Genomic DNA, 16,751 nt, shown 5'->3' with positions numbered 1-16,751 from the left:
AGATAATTCGATAGGTTAGACGCCGATACGTAATTTTGTGATTAATATCTCGAATTCGAGATAAAATTATAATGACGGATTTTACTTTGTAGCATGGACAAAATGAATAATGAATTTAAATGTAAAAGAATTTTTATAATGAAATAAAAAAGGAGTGGAAGAAATGGAAAAGAAAACAACGGGAATCCATCATATTACAGCGATTGTAGGGCATCCACAAGAAAATGTAGACTTTTATGCTGGTGTATTGGGGTTACGTTTAGTGAAACAAACAGTGAATTTTGATGATCCAGGTACGTACCATCTTTATTTTGGAAATGAAGGAGGAAAGCCTGGAACAATTATTACGTTTTTCCCATGGGCAGGTGCTCGTCAAGGTATTATTGGAGATGGTCAAGTAGGAATTACATCTTACGTTGTACCAAAAGGTGCAATGGAGTTTTGGGAAAATAGATTAGAAAAATTCGATGTTTCGTATACAAAAATGACTCGTTTTGGAGAGCAGTATTTAGAATTTGATGATCCGCATGGTTTGCATATAGAATTAGTTGAAAGAGAAAAAGGCGAATTAAATAATTGGAGTTTTGGAGAAGTTACACCAGAAGTAGCAATTAAAGGGTTTGGAGGTGCTGGTCTTTTATCTACACAGCCTCAAAAAACTGCTGAATTGTTAGAACATATTATGGGTCTTGAGAAAATTGGAGAAGAGGGTGAATTTGTTCGATTCCGTTCTTCTGCTGACATTGGAAATATTATTGATTTGAAATTATCAACAATCGGTCGTGGCCAAATGGGCGTTGGCACAGTTCATCATATTGCCTGGAGAGCGAGTGACGATGCTGATCAGCTAGACTGGAAAGAGTATGTGTCGCGTTTTGGATATCACGTAACTCCTGTACAAGATCGAAATTATTTTAATGCGATTTATTTTAGAGAACATGGTGAAATCTTATTTGAAATTGCAACAGATCCTCCTGGTTTCGCTCATGATGAATCGTTAGAGACGATGGGTGAGGAATTAAAGTTACCGGAACAATATGAACAACATAGAAAACAGATTGAACAAACGCTTTTACCATTTGAAGTGAGAAATTTAGATTAAAGTGATTGAAGGGGGAAAAGGATTATGATGAAACATGTTTTTCAAAAAGGAAAAGATACGTCAAAACCAGTGTTGTTATTACTTCATGGCACAGGTGGTAATGAATTAGATTTACTACCACTTGCAGAAATAGTTGATCCGGAAGCGTCGGTATTAAGCGTTAGGGGAAATGTGTTAGAGAATGGGATGCCGCGTTTCTTCCGCCGATTAGCAGAGGGCATTTTTGATGAAGAGGATTTAATTTTCCGTACGAAGGAATTAAATGAATTTTTAGATGAAGCGGCTAAAGAATATAAATTCGATAGAAATAACATTGTAGCTATCGGTTATTCGAATGGGGCAAATATCGCAGCAAGCTTATTATTCCATTACGAAAATGCATTGAAAGGTGCTGTGCTTCATCACCCAATGGTACCAAGAAGAGGAATGCAATTAGCAAATTTAGCAGGGAAATCTGTATTTATTGCTGCTGGGACAAATGACCCAATTTGTTCATCAGCAGAGTCAGAGGAATTGAAGGTACTATTAGAAAATGCAAATGCGAATGTAACAATGCATTGGGAAAATCGAGGGCATCAATTAACGATGGGTGAAGTAGAAAAAGCAAAAGAGTGGTATGACAAAGCATTTTAAAAAAGAAGCATCTGCTAACGATTAGCAGATGCTTCTTTTTTATTTAAGACTGGATTGCAAGGTGAGATGAAGAAAGTGGTAGCTCAATATCAACAATTGTACCTTTATTTAATTCGCTTGAAATGTGTAATTTACCATGATGTTCTTCAATTATTTTGTAACACATCATTAATCCTAGTCCTGTGCCTTTTTCTTTTAAACTATAAAAAGGTTCGCCTAGACGGGAGATACGATCTTCTGGAATGCCACAGCCTTCATCGATAATTCGTATTAAGATGAAATTATTCTCTAATGGTTTTGTTTGGATGAAAATATTTCCGCCATTTGGCATTGCTTCTATCGCATTTTTTAATATGTTTATAAACACTTGTTTTAATTGGTTACCGTCACATTGAATATCATATACGTAATCAAAATGATCCATGATGATATGAACGCTATGCATAATTGCAGTCGGTAAAATAAATGTAACTACCTCTTCAATTAAAGTTTGTATGTTACAAGTTTGGATAGATAATACTTGTGGCTTAGACATCGCCATAAATTGACTCGTGATGGATTCCATTTGTGAAATCTCACTTAACATAACATCGATATACCATTTCTGCTCTTCACTTATTTCAGGGAGGAGCAACGTTAGAAAACCTTTTAGAGAAGTGAGTGGATTTCGAATTTCATGGGCAATTCCAGCTGTCAGTTGTCCGACTACTGCGAGCTTCTCTGATTTTCGTAGTAACTTTTCAGTTTCTTTTAGCTCAGTAACATCTCTCCCCATCACGATAAGACCTTTGCGAGAACCATCAGGATGATAAAGCGGAACTTTTGATATACTTAAGATTAGATCGAAATCATCTCTATGTATAATAAATTCCTCACCATGAAGAATTTGTCTTTGTTGCCATGCTAGTTCATCGATTTCTTCACAATGTAAAAAAGCTTCTCGGTATGCTTCATTATATTGAATGAGTTCGCTATCTTTTTTCCCGTGGTAAGGTACATGATGGAAATTGAAGCAAGAAAGTGCGTAGTCATTTGCCTCAAGCCAGCGCCCTTCATGATCTTTAAATATAACAAACGCAGGCATGGAGTTTACTAATGTACGTAATCTCTTCTCACTTTCTTTTAGCATATTCTCAATTCTTTCTGATTTTTCAAGCGGCTTCATAATAGCATATACGCCAGTAAGACGATTTTGAACAAAAATAGGAACTAGTTTTGTCACAACATCTAATAAGAATCCATTTTTATGATAAATAGATAAGATATACTCTTGTTGATTATCCGCTTCAGTATTCTTTATATTTTGTAATACTTGCTCAGAAATATGGGCTTCTAAAATAGAGGTAATATTTTTCTGTTCTAATTCTAAAGAAGTGTAACCTAATATTCTTTCGGCAGAAGGATTTATATGTAGAATAACTCCTTCTAAATTTAATGAAATAATACTATCAGGATTGTGTTCGAACAGAGATGCGTACATTTCTGTTAATGAACGATCTTGTATATGGTTTCGCAAACGTCTAGAAATGTTCGGATGACGTTTTTTTTGAGTTGGTGAATATTTTTTACGACTCATAATAGTTCCTCCGTACAAATAGCATCTAAAAAGATTTGTCTATTCATAACTATAATATAGATGTAATGTGTATTTCTATAAAAAATGGAAGTTATAGAATAAATTTTGTTTTTTTTATTTTTTGCAAGGTGAATGCAGGATGGTAATAAGGGGAGCTTATATTGTTTTATAAACCTTTTGTAAGTTACAGACGGCTGTTTTCCGTATAACATTAGGGTAGAGGAGGGGGAGAGAAAATGAAAAATTATATTCAAGGGATTGATCACGTGCAAGTAGCTGCACCTGTAGGGTGTGAAGAAGAGGCGCGTGATTTTTATGGGAATACGATTGGTATGGAAGAAATTCCAAAGCCAGAAGAGTTGAAAAAACGAGGTGGATGTTGGTTTAAATGCGGAAATCAAGAAATCCATATTGGTGTCGAGCGGAACTTTATACCAGCTAAAAAGGCTCATCCAGCTTTTTATGTGAATGAAATTAATGAATTTAAGCAAACACTTATAGAGCAAGGTGTTAAAGTGATTGATGATTATGCACGGCCAGATGTAATTCGATTTTACGTGTCAGATCCATTTGGAAACCGAATTGAATTTATGCAAAATAAAGACTAGGTGGATTCCCACCTAGTCTTTAACTTCTTCTGAAAAGTCCTAACACTTCTACAGTTTCTGTAATATTAACGAAAGCATTCGGGTCGATTTCAGAAATTGTTAGTTTCATACTTGCTAATTCTTCACGAGAAACGACGGTCATAAGTACACGCTTTTTCTCGCTTGAATAAGCACCTTCGCCATCAAGTAACGTTATTCCACGTACAACAGTTGAAAGAAGTTGTTTTTTCATTTTTTCTGCTTCATTTGTTACAATCATAAGTGTAACTTTACGATGTTTTGTATGAACAGCATCAATTACTTTACCAGTTACATAAATTGAAAGTAAGCTTGTAAGTGCAACATCCCAAGTGAAGAAGAATCCTGCGATTATTACAACGACTGCATTTAAAATAATAAGGAATCCGCCAAGTTTAATGTCTCGCTTGCGGGATAAAAGCATACCGATAATATCAAATCCACCAGTGGATCCATTACAGTTAAAAACAAGACCAATACCAGCTCCGGCGATGACACCCCCGAAGATAGAAGATAACAATGGATCTGTTGCTACGACTTTTACTGGAACGTAGTATAATGCAACAGATAATACAACTACAGAGACAACTGTGTTAAAAATTACTTTTTTTCCAAGACCTATGTACCCTAAAATAAGGATAGGTAAGTTTAATACAAAGTTAATAATGCCTGTGTTTACAGGGGTTACAATCCCTAAAATAATAGCAATTCCGCCAATTCCACTACTTAAAATTTTGTGGGGGATAAGGAAAAGATTAAAGGCAACTGCAATAATAATAGAACCGATAATAACACCAAGGAATCTGACCATTTCTTTCCCGTCCTTCACTGAAAAATTCATATTATTTCAAGATTATATATGATATTGAAAGTTTTGGGTAAAAACAGTTTATTTTGGTAAATTAGATTAATCAAAAGAATTTGAGTATTTTATCATTTGGAAGGGGATACAGTTGTGAAGATAAAAACATATCAACAGAAAAGCCCGTTGAAGCAAGAATGTGAGGATTCTTATTTTTGTAATAAAGAAAAAAAGATTTATGGTGTATGTGACGGTGCAACACCACTTGTCCCGTTTCGTGATGAAAAGGGACATAATGGAGCATACATCGCTTCGCATTTATTTGCAAGTTATTTTACTGCATTACGAGAGAATCATAGTTTACAATTTGCAGTTGCCAAAGCAAATGAAGCATTGCAAAGCAAAATGTTAGAATATGAAGTAGACACGAGAAAAAAAGAGCATTTGTGGTGCACATGTATCGCGGCAATCCAAATAGTTGGTGAGAAAATTGAATATGCGCAGCTTGGGGACTGTATGATTGTCGCAACTTTTCAAAATGGAACGATGCAAGTATTAACGAAAGACACAGTGGAAGGAATTAGTAAAAGAGCAAAAAAGAAGAGGGAAGAAGATCGTAAAAAAGGGTTATCTGTACCAGAAGAATATGTTTTTCAAGATGTTCGAGAACAGTTAAAATACAATCGTTATCTTGCAAATATGCCAAATGGTTATTCAGTTGCAAATGGAATGAAAGAAGCGATACATTATTTACAACATGGTGAATTACATACAGATGAAGTGAGTGGGATTTTTATTTGTTCAGACGGGTTATTTCACCCAGATTGGTCATTAGAACAAACTGTTGCATATATAAGAAAGAATAGTATAAACGAATATATAGCAATTATTGAAGAGCTAGAAGCGGAAAAGAGAATAAGGCCAGATGATAAAACGATTATTATGATTGATTTTTAAGAGGAGGCAGTTCAAATGGAAATTAAACGTGTCAATCTAACATTTCAAGATGAATTAGTTCCTTTAGAAAAAGTAAACAAACTGATTATTCACCATACAGCTGAAGATGGATGGGACGTGTATAAAACGCATGAATTTCATCAAACTGTAAGGGGGTGGAGCGGAATTGGTTACAACTATTTTATCGAAAAGGATGGAACTGTAGTGGAAGGACGAGGTTTACATATTGGAGCGCACGCGAAAGACCATAACCGCCATACAATTGGAATATGTATGACGGGAAATTTCGATAAATACGATCCCACTCCCCCGCAAGTGAATGCATTATATTCTTTATGTAAACTGTTTATGAAGCAATTTGCTATAAAGAAAGAAAATATACTAGGTCATAGGGAGTTAGAAGGAGTTACAAAAAGCTGTCCTGGTAATCGTTTTTCTATGGTAGAGTTAAGGAAGATATTATCTTAAATATAGAGGAGTAACAACGATGATGAATATAAAAATACCAAATGATAAAAAAGAAGAGCTTGTAGCGCAAATTCAGCAATTTTTCATGGAAGAAGATCTAGATGAAATTGGACGTTTCCAAGCAGAGCGTTTAATAGAAGAAATGATTAAATTAGTTGGACCATTTGCATACAATCAAGCAATTGGAGATGCAAGAAAGCTTGTAAGTGAGAAATTAACGAATATGGAAGAAGATTTATACGTGTTAGAGAAGAATGAAGCGAAATAAAAAAAGAGCCGATGGGCTCTTTTTTATTTTTCTTTCTTATGTTCCTTATATTCATGTACTTTTTCTTTCACATTACCAACTGTATCTTTAGCAGTGCCTTTCACCTTATCCCATTTTCCTTCAGCTTGTAATTTCTTATTGTCAGTTACTTTCCCAACAACTTCTTTTACTTCACCTTTTACCTTATCAATGGCACCTTCTACTTTTTCTTTTAAACCATGATCATGTTTAGTCATACATTTCTCCTCCTTGTAGTTTGATTAGAATTCTCTTTTCATATTGCAAGTTGAATGATGTATCTAGTAATATCGTAACAAATCTAGTTTGAATATTCAAATGATTAATAGGATAGAAAAGGATTTGTCATAAAATGTTTAAAAATGTAACGGAAGGAGAAATAAAGTAAATTATATGTCTTTTGCGGTCCATATTGATTTTGTATAAGCAATTTTCATGTGGGCACGTTCCATGTTATTTTGACTGCCGCTACCGAACCTTGCTTGTCCAACTATTAAAGTACAATTGGATTCAATAGCTGTTTTAATTCGTTTTTGAATTAATGCAGTGTGACAGCCTTTACGCTGAAATTCTGGTAAAGTAGCAGAAGCAGCTAATGATGCGACACCTTTATTTATATACAGGACACCAATACCAGCAGGGATATTTTGAACTTCAGCTATGAAAAAATGCCATCCTGGTTCATTGTAAAGAATTTCATTATTTTGGCGTACGCTATCTTTTGTAAAGGATGGCATATTAAATCCACGTACATATATGTCTGCAAAAATATCAAATTCATTTTCTTTCAGTTTTCGTAATGTAATATTAGAAGGAAGAAGTGATGAACTCTCTCTCGGTATACTATACAAAGCAGTATGGAAGCTAGATTGGTAAAAACCTTTTTGAGATAAGTATTGAAATAGTTCAGTTGTGCCTTGCGCTGGTGTAATTTCAAAACGGCAAGGAATTTGTAGTGATTCATAATAAGAAATAATTGCATCAATCGCATCTGCATTTGTAATACCTTTTACCGTATTAAAAGCAGGACCGGCAATTATTTTTGATGAAAAGGCAGTGGCACTACCGAAATTTTTCATTTGCACTTGCATTGGGTTTCCGCTCATTGTTTGTAGTCTCTCTAATCTAGAAGAGAGCATATCAATTTCTGCATTTTCAATTTCTGTTGCTATATCGAGTGTCATAACAGTAGTCATAAAATTCCTCCGTTAATAAATATATTTCATAGTACATATACGATTTTTGTTTTGAGATTCCTGTTGAAATGTGAGAGAATAAGAGGTTTTTTGGAAGGGAAATGGAAGTGAGCTGTCGAAGGGAGTGGAAACAGATTAAAGGTGGTGCTCTCATGAAACAAAAAACCGTGCAGACATGCTCTAATTGTGGTTCTCAAAACATAGGAGAAGGTGAGTTTGTCGGATATGCACAAATACGGAAAAAGGAAACGATGTTCACATCTTCACCGGTGGATGCTTATATTTGTACAGATTGCGGGAATATCCTTCTATTAAAAGTACGACATTATGAAAAGTTTAAGCAGAAGCCGTTATGATCATTGAGAAATGGTCATATCCAACGTTGTATACGAAACGACTTATGTTAAGGAAAATGAATATGAGTGATAGTTTACATATATATGAGTATGCTACAGATAAAGAGATGATAACTTTTACTGTATGGGATGCTCATCAATCGTTATGTGACACATATAACTATGTAGAAGAAATTGTGGGGCAATATAATGAAGGGCAAGTAGCACCTCTTGGAATTGTATTAAAAGAGGAGAAAAAACTTATAGGCACGTGTGGATTTATAAAATATGATTTGGTCACACATACAGCAGAAATTGCATACGCCTTATCTCGAAAATATTGGGGAAGAGGATTAGCCACGGAGGCTGCATTAGCTTTTTTCTACTATGGTTTTCATGAGTTGCATCTTAATAGTATTGAAGCGGGATGTGATTCAGAAAATGAAGCATCTGAAAAATTAATGAAACGTTTGAATATGGAGTACAAATATACAATTCAGAAGGATATGTTTATTAAAGGTAAGAATCGCGATACAAAAAGATATTGTATATCTAGAGAAGGATATATGAATCAATGAAATATCTTACATTGAAAACTCCTTTAAATGAATCAAGGAGTTTTTTTATTTTGATAACAACAAATCGGAGTTTATCTTTTTGTTCGTGTGTTAGGAGTATGGGAGATATATCGAATTTTAGTAGAAAATAAGGAATACAGTAATCGTTTTATTTTTAAACTGAAAAAGAAAGTAAGAAAAAAGATAGATAGTTTATCGTTCTGAATTATTTCCAAAGAAATAATTCAGAAAATACAGAAAAATGTCGTAATCATTTGCGGAAGTCTGTTATAATAAACGAAAAAATGAAAACGCTTTAAAGGGGGATATAACCAATATGATGATGAATGTACCGCTAACAATTAGTTCTATGATGGAAAGAGCAGAGAAACTGTTTTCGAAGAAAGAAATTGTTTCACGGACGCATGATACAGTTACAACGTTAACGTATAAGCAGTTAGGGGAAAGGACGAGAAGACTCTCCAGTGCGTTGAAAAAGCTTGGAATTAAAGAAGGTGAACGTGTAGGAACATTAGCGTGGAACCATCATCGGCATGTGGAAGCGTATTTTGCTATTCCAGGTATTGCTTCTGTTTTGCACACAATTAACATTCGTTTATCTCCTCAACATATTTCATATATTATTCAGCACGCAGAAGACCGAATTCTACTTATAGATGAAGATCTCGTACCGCTTGTTGAAAATATTCAATCACAATTATCAACTGTACAAGCTTACATTATTATGACTGATAAAGATGAACTCCCAAACACTACGCTGAAGCCTGTATATCATTATGAAAAGCTATTAGAAGAAGGCGATCCAAATTTCCAATTTGTAAAAGATATTGATGAAAATACACCAGCTGGTATGTGTTATACGTCAGCGACTACAGGAAATCCGAAAGGTGTTGTATATACGCATCGTAGTACTGTATTACACTGTATGGCACTCGGTTTAGCGGATACAGCTGCTTTATCGGAAAGTGATGCTGCAATGGCGATTGTACCGATGTTCCATGTGAACGCTTGGGGACTTCCTTTCGCTGCTACTTGGTTTGGGTCAAAACAAGTTCTTCCAGGACCGATGTTTACTCCGAAAATTTTATTAGAGATGATTCAATCAGAAAAAGTGACGTTAGCTGCGGGTGTGCCGACAATTTGGCTCGGCGTATTACAAGAGTTAGAAAATAATAGTTACGATTTATCTAGTATGACGAGAATACTATGCGGAGGTGCAGCTGCGCCGAAAAGTGTTATTAAAGCATTTGAACAGAAACATAATGTTCCGTTCATACATGCATATGGTATGACTGAAACGAGTCCACTCGTAACACTTGCGCGTTTAAAAAGTTATGAAACGGAAGTATCGTATGAAGAGCAACTAGAAATTCGCTCTAAACAAGGATATCTTGTACCTGGTGTCGAGATGAAAGTAGTCGGTACAAATGGTGACGTGAAGTGGGATGGTACTGAGATGGGAGAATTATGTTTACGAGCACCTTGGATCGCTGAAAGCTATTATAACGATGATCGTACTGTCGAAGGTTTTCGCGATGGATGGTTATATACTGGTGATGTTGTCACAGTGGATGAGGAAGGTTGCGTGAAAATTGTTGACCGTACGAAGGATGTTATTAAAAGCGGGGGAGAATGGATTTCTTCGGTCGATCTTGAAAATGCTTTAATGGCACATGATGCTATATTTGAAGCGGCTGTCGTTGCAGTTCCTCACCCTCAGTGGCAAGAGCGACCAATTGCCTGCGTTGTTCAAAAGAAAAATAGTACGGTTACAAAAGAAGAAATATATGAGTTTTTAAAACCACAGTTTGCGAAGTGGTGGTTGCCAGACGATATTGTCTTTATGGAAGAAATACCGAAAACATCTGTTGGGAAGTTTTTAAAACAGGCGCTTCGGAAAGAACTGGAGCATTTGCATAGAGAGAAATAAGTGAACTTCTATTTGTAAACTCTAATACATTAACGGTTGACAAAAGAGGGGTGGAAAGATAATATAATTTTTGTGATATGTTATCTAAAAACAATTTTAAGTTTACAAATAGGAGAAGCAAATATGAATACAAAAAATTTAGTTTTCGTCGCTTTATTTAGTTCTATTATGGGAGTGTTAGGGTTAATACCTCCGATTGCTCTTTCTATTACACCAGTTCCAATTACATTGCAATCACTCGGTGTTATGCTTGCGGGTGGGTTGTTAGGATCACGTCTAGGTGCGTTAAGTCAGCTTATTTTCTTACTTATTGTAGGAGTTGGAGCACCATTGCTTGCTGGTGGACGTGGTGGCCTTGGTGTATTTGTTGGACCAAGTGCAGGATATTTACTTGGTTACATCATTGGGGCGTTTGTTATTGGTTATTTAATTGAGCGTTTACGTGAAGTTTCTATTATAAAAGTATTATGTATTAATATAATTGGTGGTATTTTCGTAGTTTATGTATTTGGTATTACTGTACAAGCGTTCTTAATGGATGTTTCTGTATGGGAGATAATGAAAGTGAGTGCTGTGTTTTTACCAGGGGATTGTATAAAAGCAATTATTGCGGCAGTTCTCGTAACAAAATTACATCGTTCATTGAAACATATTATTACGCCCGCTTTAAAGAATGGAAAATATACAAATGCGGGATGATAAAGGGAAGAAACACGTTAATTGCGTGTTTCTTTTTATTATTATTGTAAAGAAAGGACGTCTCATATGGGGATTACAAAAGAATATAAAAAGCATGCCTCTTTACAACCAAATAAAATAGCGATAAAGGAAAATGATAGAGTTTTAACATATAAAGAGTGGTTTGAATCAGTTTGTAAGGTAGCAAGCTGGTTAAATGAAAAAAAATCGAAGAATAAAACGATAGCAATCCTATTAGAAAATCGTATAGAGTTTTTACAACTATTTTCTGGTGCCGCTATGGCCGGGTGGGTTTGTGTTCCGTTAGATATAAAGTGGAAACAAGATGAGCTCAGAGAAAGAATTGAAATTAGTAATCCGGATATGATTGTGACAGAACGATATAAGGTGAATGATCTATTGGATGAAAAAGGAAGAGTAATTGAAATTGATGAGTGGAAAAGAATGATAGAGAAATATCTTCCTACATATTCCACTGTAGAAAGTGTACAACATGCTCCTTTTTATATGGGATTTACATCAGGATCAACAGGAACAGCAAAAGCATTTTTACGTGCACAGCAATCGTGGGTTCATAGTTTTGATTGTAATGTACATGACTTTCATATGAAAAGGGGGGATTCAATTTTAATAGCTGGGACGCTCGTTCATTCTCTTTTCTTATACGGGGCAATAAGTGCATTATATGTAGGACAAACAGTGCACATTATGAGAAAGTTCATTCCGAATCAAGTATTAGATAAGTTAGAAACTAAAAATATATCGGTTATGTATACAGTTCCGACAATGCTTGAATCTTTATATAAAGAAAATAGATTAATAGAAAATAAAATGAAAATTATTTCATCAGGAGCGAAATGGGAAGCTGAAGCGAAAGAAAAAATAAAGAATATATTTCCTTATGCGAAAAGATATGAATTTTATGGTGCATCAGAGTTAAGTTTTGTAACAGCACTAGTCGATGCAGAAAGCGAAAGAAGGCCAAATTCAGTAGGAAAACCTTGTCATAATGTGCAAGTTCGAATATGTAATGAAGTAGGCGAAGAAGTACAAAAAGGTGAAATAGGAACTGTTTATGTGAAAAGTGATCAGTTTTTTATGGGATACATAATAGATGGGGTTTTAACACGGGAGTTGAATGCAGAAGGCTGGATGACAGTGCGAGATGTAGGCTATGAAGATGAAGAAGGCTTCATATATATTGTTGGTAGAGAGAAGAATATGATTTTATTTGGAGGAATCAATATTTATCCAGAAGAAATAGAAAGTGTATTACATGAACACCCAGCTGTTGATGAAATAGTTGTAATTGGTGTGAAAGATAGTTACTGGGGTGAAAAGCCGGTCGCGATCGTAAAAGGAAGTGCTACAAAACAACAATTAAAGAGTTTTTGCTTACAACGATTATCCTCGTTTAAAATACCGAAAGAATGGCATTTTGTAGATGGAATACCTTATACAAATAGTGGGAAAATCGCTCGTATGGAAGCAAAAAGTATGATTGAAAACCGGGAGAAAATATATGAATAGAGCAGTTATTGTAGAGGCGAAAAGAACACCTATTGGTAAGAAGAATGGGATGTTAAAAGAGTATGAAGTTCAGCAATTAACAACGCCGCTTCTTACGTTTTTAAGTAAAGGGATTGAGAGGGAAATAGATGATGTCATATTAGGTAATGTTGTTGGGCCAGGAGGGAATGTTGCGAGACTATCTGCTTTAGAGGCGGGACTTGGCTATCATATTCCTGGTGTAACGATTGATCGGCAATGTGGTGCTGGTTTAGAAGCAATTCGAACTGCGTGTCATCTCATTCAAGGCGGGGCAGGTAAGTGTTATATCGCCGGGGGAGTAGAGAGTACAAGTACATCACCTTTTCAAAAAAGAGCACGATTTTCACCTGAAACAATTGGTGATCCTGACATGGGAGTAGCGGCTGAATATGTTGCGGAGCGTTATAATATAACGAGAGAAATGCAAGACGAGTATGCTTGTCTTAGTTATAAGCGGACACTGCAAGCGTTAGAAAAAGGATATATACATGATGAAATATTTTCTTTTAATGGATTATTAGATGAATCTATAAAGCCAGAAATGAATTATGAACGAATCATTAAAAGAACAAAGCCCGCATTTTTACAAAATGGAACAGTGACGGCAGGTAATTCATGTGGTGTAAATGATGGGGCATGTGCTGTTCTTGTAATGGAAGAGGGACAAGCCCGAAAATTAGGGTATAAACCTGTCCTTCGTTTCGTTCGTAGTGCTGTAGTGGGAGTGGATCCTAATCTTCCAGGGACTGGTCCGATATTTGCGGTGAACAAATTATTAAACGAAATGAATGTAAAAGTAGAGGACATCGATTATTTTGAAATAAATGAAGCATTCGCCTCAAAAGTTGTTGCTTGCGCAAAAGAGTTACAAATTCCGTACGAAAAAGTAAATGTAAATGGTGGAGCAATTGCGCTCGGTCATCCGTACGGCGCATCTGGTGCTATGCTTGTAACACGTTTGTTTTATCAGGCACAAAGAGAGTCTATGAAATATGGAATTGCTACATTAGGAATTGGAGGCGGGATAGGGATTGCGCTATTATTTGAGAAAGTAGAAGACTAGCGAGGTAACTAGTTTTCTACTTTTTGAGGAACATAAACATTACTACCAGGTTTCGCTTTCATTTCGTTCCAAGCAGCAATCGCATCAGCTTTTGCTTTCCCTTTATTATTTGGATCTTCGAAAAAGTCACGAGTAAAGCGATTGTATTCAAATTGTGCACCGATAGTTGTTTTGTATGCAGGGTCTTTTTTTCGTTTGTTTTCTTCATGCCAAAAAGCTACCGCGTCTTCATATGTTTTTCCAACATTGTCTTTAAAAAACTTTTGAAGAGCTACTGTAAAGCGGAAGTTTGCTCCGATTTTTTCTTTGAAAAAAGCACGAACCTCTTCGCTACAGCGGTGATTGTTAGTAATAATCGTTTGAAGAGAAAGGTCTTTATAGGATAGGGAAGCTTTACTCACCTTTTGAACAGAGCTGTTTTTTAATATTTTACCAGTAGTTAAATAATGTGAGATACGCTCGGTTATTTCGATCTTAGAGCCACTAGCTGGCAACCCATTCTCACGACAAAATGTTTGGAGTTCTGCTTTTAACCAATAATAGTTTTGGAAATCTTCAATTGATATAGACTTTGTTAAAGGTGGACGCATGAATGTAACAACTACTTTCTTCCATAATTTTCTTTAATTATAAAACGTATGTTCTTTTTATGGAAGGGTTAATTTGTAAATATAATGGGAAGAGGAGATTACATATGGAAAATGTAATGCAAGTTCGTGTTACGGGAATTTTAATTGAAGGTAAAAAATTATTGCTAGTAAAGCAAAAAGTTGCTAATAGGAATTGGTCTTTACCTGGAGGAAGAGTGGAGAATGGCGAAACGTTAGAGGAAGCAATGATTCGAGAAATGAGAGAAGAGACAGGGTTAGAAGTTAACATTCAGAAGCTACTCTATGTTTGTGATAAACCAGATGCTCGCCCGTCTTTATTACATATAACGTTTTTGCTTAAAAGGATTGAAGGTGAAATTATGCTACCTTCTAACGAGTTTGATCATAATCCAATTCATGATGTGCAAATGGTGCCGATTAAAGATTTAAGTCATTATGGTTTTTCGGAAACTTTTATCAATCTTATAAGTGAAGGTTTTGTAAATGCAGGGAGTTATCAAGGTTTGAAACAAAATATAGGTCTGTAAATATAGGGGGAAGGATAGCCTTTCGCTATCCTTCATAACATGTTTTAAACTGCTGACTGTAAAGAAGAAACAAGCTGATTTAAAAATTCATCTCCACTCATAATTGCTTTCCCGCCACCGCGGGCACTCTTTTTATTTCCGCCACCTTTTCCTTCGATTGTAGGAAGAGCATCTTTTAAAAGAGCATTCATATCGAGCGATACTGATTTTCCGCAAGCGAGAATACATTGTAGTTTGTCATCATTTTCGATGACGAAATACGTAATTGCATGCTCTTGTTGTTCTGTAATAATAGCGGAAAGCTTTGCGATTTCTTGCATAGAACGATTTGTAAATACTTTAGAAATAAGTATGCCGGCATGTATTTCCGTAGGGTGTTGAAGTAGTTCATTTGCCTCTGCAAATAATAATTTTTCATTCATTGTTTGTATTGCTTTTTCGTTTTCTTTTTGAGAAGTAAGCAGTTGCGCCACTTTTGCTGGAATATCAGTTTCGCTACTGTTTAATTGTTTAGAAACATTTTTCATAATTTGTTGCTGTTGTCCCATTAATTTAAGTGTACGCCAACCAGCGATAAACGTTAAGCGTATACCACCTTTATTGCGCTCCCATCCTAGTACTTGAATAGGACCAACTTCACCAGTTCGTTTCGGATGCGTTCCACCACAGCCGTTGTAGTCAAAGTTTTCGATCATAACAACGCGTATATTTTCTGTCATAGTCGGTTCTTTACGAAGGGGCAACCTTTTCGCTTCTTCTAAGTTCATCCACTGGATGCGGATTGGATGGTTTTCAAAAACAATTTTGTTTGCAATTTGTATTGCTTTTTCAACCGTTTCTGCATGAAGATTTTCTGTTTCTAAATCAATTGTTACTGTTTCTTTACCAAGATGGAATCCAATTGTAGGCATGTTAAAATGGTCCCAAAAAGCAGCAGATAAAATGTGCTGAGCTGCATGTTGTTGCATATGATCAAAACGGCGATCCCAATTGATTTTACCTTCTACGTCTTCTGTATGTAATTGTTCTGCAATGTAGTGACGAATTTCGCCGTTTATCTCTTCTACATTGATTACATTGATATCATTTAATGTACCAGTATCATATGGTTGTCCGCCACCTGTCGGATAAAATGCTGTTTCATTCAAAACAACGTATAAGTTACCGTCTTTATCATAATCTTGCTTTATAATTTTAGTAGTAAAGTCTTGCTTATAAGCGTCAGTGTAATATAATTTGTGCTCCAATTTTCTTTCTCCTCCCGCATTAACTAGTTTCATTGTAAAGCAATTGAAATTAGTTTCCTAATATTTCAGAAGAAAGAAACTATTTTTAGAATTTTCTTGCTATAATAAGAAAAAGAAAATGCGGGGGTGGAATGAATATGTTATATGAAAACGGCGTAGATAAACTGCTTAGTTTAAGCAGAAATATTTCTGAATTATATCGAGAATTAAATGAAATGACCCGGATTTTAACGGATTGTAATCGAGAAAGTGTGAAGTTTGATCGGTTATATGTAAAAGAGTTACTTTGGAAGAAAGAAGATGTAATAGAGAAATATGACCAGCTACTTGTACAACTTTGTATTAACGAATGCTTTGATCTAAAAAGTGTCATTACAGGGGAATATAAGTATACATATGAAGAAGTAGAAAACATAGTTTTACAATTTAATGAAAAGTATAATGTCGCAATCTTAATTAAAGATGTGTGTAAAGAATTACAGTTCACATATGGAATTGATATGGACATAACGAGAACAACTCGGGTATCAACAGCTCAAGTATAGAAAAAGGAAAAGAAAGCAG

Annotated in this window: 20 protein-coding genes and 1 pseudogene; 15 read left to right on the top strand and 6 right to left on the bottom strand. The window is 35.3% G+C overall.

What is annotated here, in order from left to right:
* Positions 1-163 precede the first annotated feature (163 nt).
* Positions 164-1,102 (top strand): ring-cleaving dioxygenase, encoded by a 939-nt coding sequence (locus tag ACTFRU_RS06400; RefSeq protein ID WP_440037540.1) that lies wholly within the window; start codon positions 164-166, stop codon positions 1,100-1,102.
* Positions 1,103-1,126: 24 nt separating this feature from the next.
* On the top strand, positions 1,127-1,735 hold the full coding sequence (locus ACTFRU_RS06395) for an alpha/beta hydrolase (RefSeq protein WP_000975488.1): 609 nt from the start codon (positions 1,127-1,129) through the stop codon (positions 1,733-1,735).
* Positions 1,736-1,778: 43 nt separating this feature from the next.
* Here ACTFRU_RS06395 and ACTFRU_RS06390 read toward each other — a convergent pair whose 3' ends face one another.
* Positions 1,779-3,311, bottom strand: a complete 1,533-nt coding sequence (locus ACTFRU_RS06390; RefSeq protein ID WP_000087654.1) for a BA3702 family sensor histidine kinase — start codon at positions 3,309-3,311, stop codon at positions 1,779-1,781.
* A 236-nt stretch (positions 3,312-3,547) separates the two neighbouring features.
* Here ACTFRU_RS06390 and ACTFRU_RS06385 point away from each other — a divergent pair, with 236 nt between their 5' ends.
* Positions 3,548-3,919: a VOC family protein gene (locus tag ACTFRU_RS06385; RefSeq protein ID WP_000800771.1), complete on the top strand. Its 372-nt coding sequence runs from the start codon at positions 3,548-3,550 to the stop codon at positions 3,917-3,919.
* Between the two features lie 19 nt (positions 3,920-3,938).
* On the opposite strand, the gene ACTFRU_RS06380 is transcribed toward ACTFRU_RS06385, so the two are convergent.
* Positions 3,939-4,748, bottom strand: coding sequence for a YitT family protein (locus ACTFRU_RS06380; RefSeq protein WP_000251344.1), 810 nt, complete (start codon positions 4,746-4,748; stop codon positions 3,939-3,941).
* Between the two features lie 126 nt (positions 4,749-4,874).
* On the opposite strand from ACTFRU_RS06380, the gene ACTFRU_RS06375 reads away from it, so the two are divergent.
* Genes ACTFRU_RS06375 through ACTFRU_RS06365 form a run of 3 tightly spaced genes read left to right on the top strand, consistent with a single transcriptional unit; the run spans position 4,875 to position 6,432 of the window.
* Entirely contained in the window at positions 4,875-5,696 is an 822-nt protein-coding gene (locus ACTFRU_RS06375) for a protein phosphatase 2C domain-containing protein (protein WP_025710107.1), read from the top strand.
* Between the two features lie 15 nt (positions 5,697-5,711).
* Positions 5,712-6,164, top strand: coding sequence for a peptidoglycan recognition protein family protein (locus ACTFRU_RS06370; protein WP_000404001.1), 453 nt, complete (start codon positions 5,712-5,714; stop codon positions 6,162-6,164).
* 19 nt (positions 6,165-6,183) lie between these two features.
* Positions 6,184-6,432 carry a DUF2164 domain-containing protein gene (locus ACTFRU_RS06365; RefSeq protein ID WP_000981065.1) on the top strand — a complete coding sequence of 83 codons (249 nt, stop codon included), beginning with the start codon at positions 6,184-6,186 and terminating at the stop codon, positions 6,430-6,432.
* A 23-nt stretch (positions 6,433-6,455) separates the two neighbouring features.
* Here the strand turns inward: ACTFRU_RS06365 and ACTFRU_RS06360 are convergent, their stop codons facing one another.
* On the bottom strand, positions 6,456-6,668 hold the full coding sequence (locus ACTFRU_RS06360) for a CsbD family protein (protein ID WP_000160410.1): 213 nt from the start codon (positions 6,666-6,668) through the stop codon (positions 6,456-6,458).
* A gap of 171 nt (positions 6,669-6,839) precedes the next feature.
* Positions 6,840-7,646, bottom strand: a complete 807-nt coding sequence (locus tag ACTFRU_RS06355) for a GNAT family N-acetyltransferase (protein WP_000214346.1) — start codon at positions 7,644-7,646, stop codon at positions 6,840-6,842.
* A 152-nt stretch (positions 7,647-7,798) separates the two neighbouring features.
* On the opposite strand from ACTFRU_RS06355, the gene ACTFRU_RS06350 reads away from it, so the two are divergent.
* The 7 genes and pseudogenes from ACTFRU_RS06350 to ACTFRU_RS06320 all read left to right on the top strand — a co-directional run bounded on the left by ACTFRU_RS06350 (position 7,799) and on the right by ACTFRU_RS06320 (position 13,802).
* Positions 7,799-8,002, top strand: coding sequence for a hypothetical protein (locus ACTFRU_RS06350; protein ID WP_000810948.1), 204 nt, complete (start codon positions 7,799-7,801; stop codon positions 8,000-8,002).
* Positions 7,999-8,559, top strand: a complete 561-nt coding sequence (locus ACTFRU_RS06345; protein ID WP_000582837.1) for a GNAT family N-acetyltransferase — start codon at positions 7,999-8,001, stop codon at positions 8,557-8,559. The genes ACTFRU_RS06350 and ACTFRU_RS06345 overlap by 4 nt, the downstream gene beginning before the upstream one ends.
* 63 nt (positions 8,560-8,622) lie before the next feature.
* Positions 8,623-8,763 (top strand): annotated as a pseudogene (locus ACTFRU_RS06340) (helix-turn-helix domain-containing protein); the annotation flags it as partial.
* Positions 8,764-8,875: 112 nt separating this feature from the next.
* On the top strand, positions 8,876-10,489 hold the full coding sequence (locus tag ACTFRU_RS06335; protein WP_000980205.1) for a long-chain fatty acid--CoA ligase: 1,614 nt from the start codon (positions 8,876-8,878) through the stop codon (positions 10,487-10,489).
* A 123-nt stretch (positions 10,490-10,612) separates the two neighbouring features.
* Complete coding sequence (locus ACTFRU_RS06330) at positions 10,613-11,188, top strand: biotin transporter BioY (RefSeq protein WP_001093333.1); 576 nt, start codon at positions 10,613-10,615, stop codon at positions 11,186-11,188.
* 66 nt (positions 11,189-11,254) lie between these two features.
* Positions 11,255-12,718 carry an acyl-CoA synthetase gene (locus tag ACTFRU_RS06325; protein WP_000513158.1) on the top strand — a complete coding sequence of 488 codons (1,464 nt, stop codon included), beginning with the start codon at positions 11,255-11,257 and terminating at the stop codon, positions 12,716-12,718.
* A complete protein-coding gene (locus ACTFRU_RS06320; protein WP_001078005.1) occupies positions 12,711-13,802 on the top strand; it encodes an acetyl-CoA C-acyltransferase in 1,092 nt (363 codons plus the stop codon). The genes ACTFRU_RS06325 and ACTFRU_RS06320 overlap by 8 nt, the downstream gene beginning before the upstream one ends.
* 8 nt (positions 13,803-13,810) lie before the next feature.
* On the opposite strand, the gene ACTFRU_RS06315 is transcribed toward ACTFRU_RS06320, so the two are convergent.
* Entirely contained in the window at positions 13,811-14,392 is a 582-nt protein-coding gene (locus ACTFRU_RS06315; RefSeq protein WP_001247730.1) for a DUF6434 domain-containing protein, read from the bottom strand.
* Between the two features lie 104 nt (positions 14,393-14,496).
* On the opposite strand from ACTFRU_RS06315, the gene ACTFRU_RS06310 reads away from it, so the two are divergent.
* Positions 14,497-14,940: an NUDIX hydrolase gene (locus tag ACTFRU_RS06310; RefSeq protein ID WP_000432587.1), complete on the top strand. Its 444-nt coding sequence runs from the start codon at positions 14,497-14,499 to the stop codon at positions 14,938-14,940.
* Positions 14,941-14,984: 44 nt separating this feature from the next.
* Here ACTFRU_RS06310 and ACTFRU_RS06305 read toward each other — a convergent pair whose 3' ends face one another.
* On the bottom strand, positions 14,985-16,187 hold the full coding sequence (locus tag ACTFRU_RS06305; protein ID WP_006927344.1) for an alanyl-tRNA editing protein: 1,203 nt from the start codon (positions 16,185-16,187) through the stop codon (positions 14,985-14,987).
* A 137-nt stretch (positions 16,188-16,324) separates the two neighbouring features.
* On the opposite strand from ACTFRU_RS06305, the gene ACTFRU_RS06300 reads away from it, so the two are divergent.
* Positions 16,325-16,732, top strand: a complete 408-nt coding sequence (locus tag ACTFRU_RS06300; protein WP_000965149.1) for a hypothetical protein — start codon at positions 16,325-16,327, stop codon at positions 16,730-16,732.
* The last annotated feature ends 19 nt before the right edge of the window (positions 16,733-16,751 follow it).

It is taken from the genome of Bacillus cereus group sp. MYBK220-1 (genome assembly GCF_051916445.1).
In the GTDB taxonomy this organism is placed as follows: domain Bacteria; phylum Bacillota; class Bacilli; order Bacillales; family Bacillaceae_G; genus Bacillus_A; species Bacillus_A cereus.
The sequence above is the reverse complement of the archived record's forward strand: the minus strand, read 5'-3'. Positions and strand labels throughout refer to the sequence as shown.

Bases quoted from the DNA above. Each gene is read 5' to 3' on its own strand.
- ACTFRU_RS06400 (WP_440037540.1), top strand. From the start codon at position 164: ATGGAAAAGAAAACAACGGGAATCCATCATATTACAGCGATTGTAGGG.
- ACTFRU_RS06395 (WP_000975488.1), top strand. From the start codon at position 1,127: ATGATGAAACATGTTTTTCAAAAAGGAAAAGATACGTCAAAACCAGTG.
- ACTFRU_RS06390 (WP_000087654.1), bottom strand. From the start codon at position 3,311: ATGAGTCGTAAAAAATATTCACCAACTCAAAAAAAACGTCATCCGAAC.
- ACTFRU_RS06385 (WP_000800771.1), top strand. From the start codon at position 3,548: ATGAAAAATTATATTCAAGGGATTGATCACGTGCAAGTAGCTGCACCT.
- ACTFRU_RS06380 (WP_000251344.1), bottom strand. From the start codon at position 4,748: ATGGTCAGATTCCTTGGTGTTATTATCGGTTCTATTATTATTGCAGTT.
- ACTFRU_RS06370 (WP_000404001.1), top strand. From the start codon at position 5,712: ATGGAAATTAAACGTGTCAATCTAACATTTCAAGATGAATTAGTTCCT.
- ACTFRU_RS06365 (WP_000981065.1), top strand. From the start codon at position 6,184: ATGATGAATATAAAAATACCAAATGATAAAAAAGAAGAGCTTGTAGCG.
- ACTFRU_RS06360 (WP_000160410.1), bottom strand. From the start codon at position 6,668: ATGACTAAACATGATCATGGTTTAAAAGAAAAAGTAGAAGGTGCCATT.
- ACTFRU_RS06355 (WP_000214346.1), bottom strand. From the start codon at position 7,646: ATGACTACTGTTATGACACTCGATATAGCAACAGAAATTGAAAATGCA.
- ACTFRU_RS06350 (WP_000810948.1), top strand. From the start codon at position 7,799: ATGAAACAAAAAACCGTGCAGACATGCTCTAATTGTGGTTCTCAAAAC.
- ACTFRU_RS06345 (WP_000582837.1), top strand. From the start codon at position 7,999: ATGATCATTGAGAAATGGTCATATCCAACGTTGTATACGAAACGACTT.
- ACTFRU_RS06335 (WP_000980205.1), top strand. From the start codon at position 8,876: ATGATGATGAATGTACCGCTAACAATTAGTTCTATGATGGAAAGAGCA.
- ACTFRU_RS06330 (WP_001093333.1), top strand. From the start codon at position 10,613: ATGAATACAAAAAATTTAGTTTTCGTCGCTTTATTTAGTTCTATTATG.
- ACTFRU_RS06325 (WP_000513158.1), top strand. From the start codon at position 11,255: ATGGGGATTACAAAAGAATATAAAAAGCATGCCTCTTTACAACCAAAT.
- ACTFRU_RS06320 (WP_001078005.1), top strand. From the start codon at position 12,711: ATGAATAGAGCAGTTATTGTAGAGGCGAAAAGAACACCTATTGGTAAG.
- ACTFRU_RS06315 (WP_001247730.1), bottom strand. From the start codon at position 14,392: ATGCGTCCACCTTTAACAAAGTCTATATCAATTGAAGATTTCCAAAAC.
- ACTFRU_RS06310 (WP_000432587.1), top strand. From the start codon at position 14,497: ATGGAAAATGTAATGCAAGTTCGTGTTACGGGAATTTTAATTGAAGGT.
- ACTFRU_RS06300 (WP_000965149.1), top strand. From the start codon at position 16,325: ATGTTATATGAAAACGGCGTAGATAAACTGCTTAGTTTAAGCAGAAAT.